The 6,244-nt window shown below is 53.5% G+C and carries 3 protein-coding genes and 3 pseudogenes; 3 read left to right on the top strand and 3 right to left on the bottom strand.

All coding sequences use genetic code 11. From position 1 onward, the window contains the following. Positions 1-1,232: group II intron reverse transcriptase/maturase (ltrA, locus tag BSG20_RS34525; protein WP_093041920.1), on the bottom strand; the 1,232-nt coding region annotated here is incomplete at its 3' end. Between the two features lie 532 nt (positions 1,233-1,764). Then, positions 1,765-2,060 (bottom strand): annotated as a pseudogene (locus BSG20_RS34520) (IS6 family transposase); the annotation flags it as partial. Positions 2,061-2,490: 430 nt separating this feature from the next. Between BSG20_RS34520 and BSG20_RS34515 the strand changes: the two are divergent. Beyond that, positions 2,491-4,011 (top strand): VirE2 family protein, encoded by a 1,521-nt coding sequence (locus BSG20_RS34515; RefSeq protein WP_177309929.1) that lies wholly within the window; start codon positions 2,491-2,493, stop codon positions 4,009-4,011. Between the two features lie 99 nt (positions 4,012-4,110). Next, positions 4,111-5,733 (top strand): effector protein, encoded by a 1,623-nt coding sequence (locus tag BSG20_RS34510; protein ID WP_093041916.1) that lies wholly within the window; start codon positions 4,111-4,113, stop codon positions 5,731-5,733. Between the two features lie 208 nt (positions 5,734-5,941). On the opposite strand, the pseudogene BSG20_RS36140 reads toward BSG20_RS34510, so the two are convergent. Then, positions 5,942-6,051, bottom strand: a pseudogene (locus tag BSG20_RS36140) (transposase domain-containing protein); the annotation flags it as partial. Between the two features lie 18 nt (positions 6,052-6,069). On the opposite strand from BSG20_RS36140, the pseudogene BSG20_RS34500 reads away from it, so the two are divergent. Next, positions 6,070-6,244, top strand: a pseudogene (locus BSG20_RS34500) (IS6 family transposase); the annotation flags it as partial.

The following is a 6,244-nucleotide window of genomic DNA, read 5'->3' as shown; positions in this document are numbered from 1 at the left end:
CCATGAAGCAGAGGCCAATGGGCGAACAGCCGAGGTTGGCGCTGCGCGATGCGCAAAAGCCAATGTCGGGATCGCCGCTTGTGTCTACGCAAGGACTTGTACTTTCCCGAAGCCCATCGAGCCAAGTATCGTTCGATGCTCCAGAGCGTAGGTTGGAGAGCTGAAGGACAGAACCGACCATAGTAATTGATCCAGCCGCGGATGTACGAGTTGAACATCCGTGCCAGATCATCGAGAGCTTTGTCACTGCGAAGATGCAAGGACCAACTACGGATGGTGCCCCGTATCGCCTTGAGCGCCGTCGGACTGGCCGCAGGACCGAATGAAACACCCATGCCCCCGGCCTTCTTGCTCACAAGTCTCGGCCGGAAAGTGTAGCCGAGAAAGTCGAACTTGTAGACCGGGTGAGTACCTCGCCGACTTTCATCCCTGCAGTAGACGATTTTAGTCTTGTCAGGATGAAGCGTCAGCCCGCAGTCAGTAAAACGCGCGTCCAGAGCTTTCTGAAGCGCCATCGCTTGGTCCTCGGTCCGACAATGACAGATCGCGTCGTCAGCATAACGCTCAAACGGAATGTTCGGGAAATTCCGACACATCCACATGTCAAACGCATAGTGAAGAAAGAGGTTTGCCAAGAGGGGGCTGATTACCCCGCCCTGTGGCGTTCCTCGTTCTCTGGCGACGATCTTTCCGTCCGGCATCTGCACCGGCGCTTTCAGCCATCGTTCGATGTATAAAAGCACCCACGGGCAATCGGTGTGCTTGCGCACAGCCCGCATCAGCAGGTCCGGTTCGATGCTATCAAAGAAAGCCTTGATATCGAGATCAAGAACCCAGTTGTAACGCCAGCATCGCTGCCGTGCCACGCTGATCGCAGCGAGCGCCGATTTGCCGGGCCGATATCCATAGGAATTCTGGTGGAATTTGGGCTCCACCGTCGGTTCCAGATGGCGTTTGACCACCATCTGCGCAATGCGATCGGCGACCGTAGGTATGCCCAGCGGTCGCGTCTTCCCATCGCTCTTGGGTATGTCGACCCGCCGCACCGGCGGCGGAAAGTAGCTGCCCGACGCCAGCCGATTCCAGAGCTTGTACAGGGTGTTCGTAAGATCAGCCTCAAAGTCCACAATCGTCTGGCCGTCAATACCAGCCGCTCCTTGGTTGGCTCTAACCCTCTTATATGCTTCCCACACCTCCCTTTTCGGAATCGTATACGGCTTTGCTCTATCCACGAGGATCCTCCCGTCGCCGGTTGTCCTCGCTCCAGAGCTGAACAACGCAACCCCTTCGCTCCAGCCCCATTACAGGACCTTCAGCACTACTACGGGCTGCTCCGCCCCTGTGCTCCGCTTCGGTAATCTCACCCTCGCAGGGACCACCTGCTTGGGCTTCTCCCTTAACATCGGAGCGACAGGTTCCCGCGTTCCACACGAAAGCCTGGTGAAGAGTCACGCCGCCTTTATGCCGGATGCCGCCTGGGCAGAAATCAGGTCGCCCCCCAGACTTGTCCCGGGCTAACGAATTCCTCCCGGTTTCGACATCATCTTGCACTTTTCGACACGTCATCAGCGGTTCGCTTGCGCTCGTCTCTCTAAACCTCACCTGACGAACTAAAGTCCGCCTTTTCTGCAACGCTCACCACCACGGCTCTTTACCGTCGCAGCTTGCAGTGGTTTGAAACCTACCCCTGACGGTCGGCTTCGAGGGGCCATACCCTCATCTTCCGTGCAGCTCGGCTCCCACATTGCTGTGGGTGCCTCGCGGCACACCCTCGTCCAGATGCCAGATATCCTTCCGCGACGGCTTCTTTCTAGGCAGCTGCTTGACGTAGGCTGCCCCGAATTTGCGGCCCCATCGCCGTATCGTTTCGTAAGAAACGACGATGCCGCGCTCCAGCAACATTTCCTCGACCAGCCGCAGGCTCAACGGGAACCGGAAATACAGCCAGACCGCACGGGCGATGATCTGCGGTGGAAAACGGTGGTTCTTGTAGCTGATGGTCGATGAGGTCATCTCAACCGAATTATCCGCCACCCGTTAAGCTGCTGATAACGTGACATCGCCAGATCGATGCTTCATGCCCTAGAACTTCAAAGCTCAGACGGTCTGAGCTCAACGCTTACTTTCAGACGTAACACAATTTAGATTGACCACTCAAAATACATGCACAATCTATTGCAATTAGGAAGGCGGAACAGCTCGAGATATGCAAGGGAAAGGTAACGCATCACATGAAATTAAAAATTTCAACGTCAGGTATCAAACGCACTCGTACCGCCGAATGGCCTGCGGGGAGGAATAATACAATCGAGAGTTCAGACGACTACCCTCCAATGGACAATCCGGAATTGTTTATGGCTGATCGAGAGCGCCGCCTTATCGCAATGAAAAGAGCAGTTAAGGCTCGGGACGAAAAACACAAGAATATAAAGTGAAATACTTGCAATAAGCTACGGAAGGACGATTTCTGTGGGTGATAATGACAGTGACATGCAGGACGACGCCGTTGCTGAACGGCTGTCAATGCTTAAGCTGGCGGCCGATCGGCATGGAAAGGCCGCCAGACTCCCATCGGATGAAAGTATGTTGATTGGCGTTCAAGACATCGAGCTTAAAAGGAGCGGTATTACTGTAGTGCCAGTGGGTGGGGACGCCCCAGAGGACGATCGAGCGAAAAACGCTTATACCTTCTTCAAGGGGACAGAATTTCAGGCTCTTAATCAGGTTGGCAACAAAACGCCCAAAGAGCTTGACCGCGAGCTTGTGTACATAATGTACGACGGAAACTATTACACTAAGAACGGCCTTTGGCATGCCATAAAGGCGCCAGATGGCCAACTGACAACAAAAGACTATAGGAACTATGAATTCAGGAACATAACAACATCATTAGGTTTGACCGCAGAGCGAGACAACAGGCTCTACCAAACAGGCGAAGCCGTTAAGAGAGATCAAAACGGAAAAACGGTATTCAAGGGCGGAAAACCAGAAACGGTTCCGGAATATAGACTGGACGGCGAGAAGCAGATCTATAAAACCCCAGCTGGGGATAGAAGGCGCGAATTTGCTCACATGGACCCCTACACAAGCGGCGAGCAGGCACCTGACATCCTGTATCGAAGGCGGGATGGTAAGATAAAGGGGTTTTCGCGACTTCCGAATGATGGTTATGAGACGGTTAGCGCTCGGGAAATGGAGGACGATCTTGGCGGCCAGGTTTGGCTGAAGTCGAAACTTCACGGTTACCAAACAATCGACTACATCGAGAGCACGCAGGGTAAATATCAAGCCACCCACCGTTTGCGGGACTATGTCGGTGAAGACCGAAGCTACAACCGGAATACGCATAGTGCCTACGTAAAGATCGACACGACGTACTTTCCAATCAGCGAGGTTGTAAAGGAATTGCCCGGCGACGCTGCCGCGAAGGCCGTCCAAGGAAAGCCCTCCATGGATGCGATGGAGCACCGGATGATCATCAGAATGCCTGAGGGAAATACGTTCGCCACCCCGGATTTTGTAGCTAGTCGTCACCCAGAATACTTCAAAAGTGTGTGCAACGAACACCGGATCAACGAACAATGGGGTAAATTTAAGCCTGACTGGAATAAGATGCTTGATAAGTATGCCTCCGATTCTCGTGTCCTTGTGGAGGTAAATGGAACGCTAGTTGACGCCGGTTCCGTTGAACTTAAAGATCGTGCGTCCATAGTGGACACCTATGCTTCAGACAGGATTTTCTACGCAGATGACGGAAAAACCGATAGAGGCGGAATATATACGAAACCCTCATTTACGTCACTAGCTCAAACTCTGCAGAGAGCTACTCAGCAGAAGAATGAAGGTAAACAGCTGGATATTCCGAATTGCGTAACTGATACCCTCATAGGACGTGGCGGACCCGACTTGGACGGCGTCATAGACGTGGCTAGCCCGCAGCCGCCTCCGACTCCGGATAGGAGGTATGACCAGCGTCACGACAGAATACGTGACACCGCCAACAGTGTTTGAATCGTGGGCCGGCTCAGGCTCAGTTGAGAATGAGCTGAGCAAAATTCAGTCACCTTGCTGTTGTTGTCAATCGACGTTCTTTGTAGGAAAGTAACACTTATGGCAGATATTGGAAAGAAACCAGTTAAATTGCGGAATCCAGCCTATAAGCAGGCACGTTCAGCTAGACGTGAAGAAGAGCAACGGTTTCAAGCGCTGGAGACGGCCCAACAGGCGCGCGGAATAAAGCGTGAGCTTGAGCGACCAAGCAAGCAAAAGCGATATGCTAAAGTGATGGACATCTTTGACAGTGTCGGGGAGGGCTATCGCGGAGAGGTCGGCTATAAGCTGATAGGCAACAAGAGGCTGAACATCGCCAAGGATGGCGAGCTCACTCACAAGAGTGGCATTGCTAGCAGGAAGACGGAGGTCCTAAGACGCGACCCCGACTCAGGAAGTGTTTACATCAGCCGACTTGGGAAGGAGGGTTGGCGGAAAAAGAGGAGTTACGAGTTTGACGCCAAGGGTGAACTTCACTCTCTAAGCCGCGAGCGCAAAGACGGGAGTTTCCGCGAACGATGGGAACGCGATGAAACCGGCAATCTGATCCGCACAAGCTATTTCACGAACCGTTTGCAGGACGGTAGGATTTTCCGCGCCATTTCAGAGGAGTTGAGCGCCCCGTACGAAGGTCCTAACAACAAGAAATATCGCCTTCTGACCCGCAGGAAAGGCTCCAAAACAGAGGTCTTCGAGCGGGATGAGGTTGGCAATCTGGAACTGGTTGAACGCAAAGCGCGTGGGTTTCGGGAATATTCGACAAAATCGCGAGATGGGAGAACCAAGGAAACGGAGAGAAAGAGTCTTTTCGGTAGCAAAACATATCAGTCCCTCCTAGATGTGAATGGAAATGAGGTCGGCCGAAACATTAGGTCCCATCGAAGGTTGCTGAACAAACGATCGGCGAAATTCGATGAGAAGACAAATCAACTAACCGAGGCCAAGCATACGGTTGGTAAAATGTACAAAAGTGAGACCAGGTATCTTTCCAATGGCATGAAGGTGGTATCAAGAAAGTTTTTTGGAGTGAAGCTTCGTACGGACCTGAAAAAGCTCACCAGCGACGAGAGTAAGGCTTTCGAGATGGGAGCCGAAGAAGCAGCCCAGCATAAAGAAACCTGGAAGAGCGTCGTGGTCACGCCAAAACTGCCGTCTTCCAGCATGCCGAAGAAGCTTGGGAGCGCGGTAGCTCAACTCGACGGCAGTGGGGGCGAGGCACACGCAACGCCGGCACCTTCCCCGTCATCAAGTCCATCAAGAACGTCAACTGCCGAGCGGCCGCGCTCCCAGACGAACCCAATTGCGTCCGACGGAGGAGAGTTGAAACAGACCGGCCGGGGCGCGATTGGCACCGACGCGGGTCAACATGATCTCAACAAACCGCAACCTCCCAGTGGACAAAGCAAATTTGACAACGATACGTTCGTGGACAACGCCAATCGAAGAAATGCGAGAGACGCAAATGCGTCATCGAAGCAGCGTCCCGACGACAATCTCGCCAGAATTAGGTCGGCTATAGCGCGAACCCAGGCAGACGGGGATGCCGCGCTGCCACAAAACGAGGCGAACCCTGCCGGGGTTAAGCTGCAGGCCTCGTCTAACCAATCATCTAGTGATAAGCGAGCGGCTATGATTTTAGCAGCGAAACGCCGTGATGAAGGAGCCAAGAGTGCAGGCCTCTGATCTGAACCCTTCAAACTGGACCAATTTTAGCTAGAGTTTTCCGGTGCATTTTCCTGGCTGGGAAAGGAACGGAAGGCGCTGAAGGCATCGCAGTTTTCGGACGCGCAGATCGTTGTAGATCCTATGCAAGCTCGCCGCGGAGCTTGATAATTCACCTCCGCTTTTCCACGGAGGATGGTAAGCGACAAGCCGGGGCCGTTCAGGGGGCCTAGTTCCATGGCATGAGCGCGTCGATTTCACTGCTGGGCCATCCATTTGCAAGGCCTCAAGCGTCTGGGTCAACCAAGCTTGCGGATCGACGACATTCATCTTTGCCGTTTATGCCGACCGCCGGCGATGTCACGTTATCAGCAGCTTAACGGGTGGCGGATAATTCGGTTGAGATGACCTCATCGACCATCAGCTACAAGAACCACCGTTTTCCACCGCAGATCATCGCCCGTGCGGTCTGGCTGTATTTCCGGTTCCCGTTGAGCCTGCGGCTGGTCGAGGAAATGTTGCTGGAGCGCGG

It is taken from the genome of Rhizobium tibeticum (assembly GCF_900110205.1).
Taxonomy (GTDB): Bacteria; Pseudomonadota; Alphaproteobacteria; order Rhizobiales; family Rhizobiaceae; genus Rhizobium; species Rhizobium tibeticum.
Note: the sequence above shows the minus strand (reverse complement) of the source record. Positions and strands in the feature narration are given on the sequence as shown.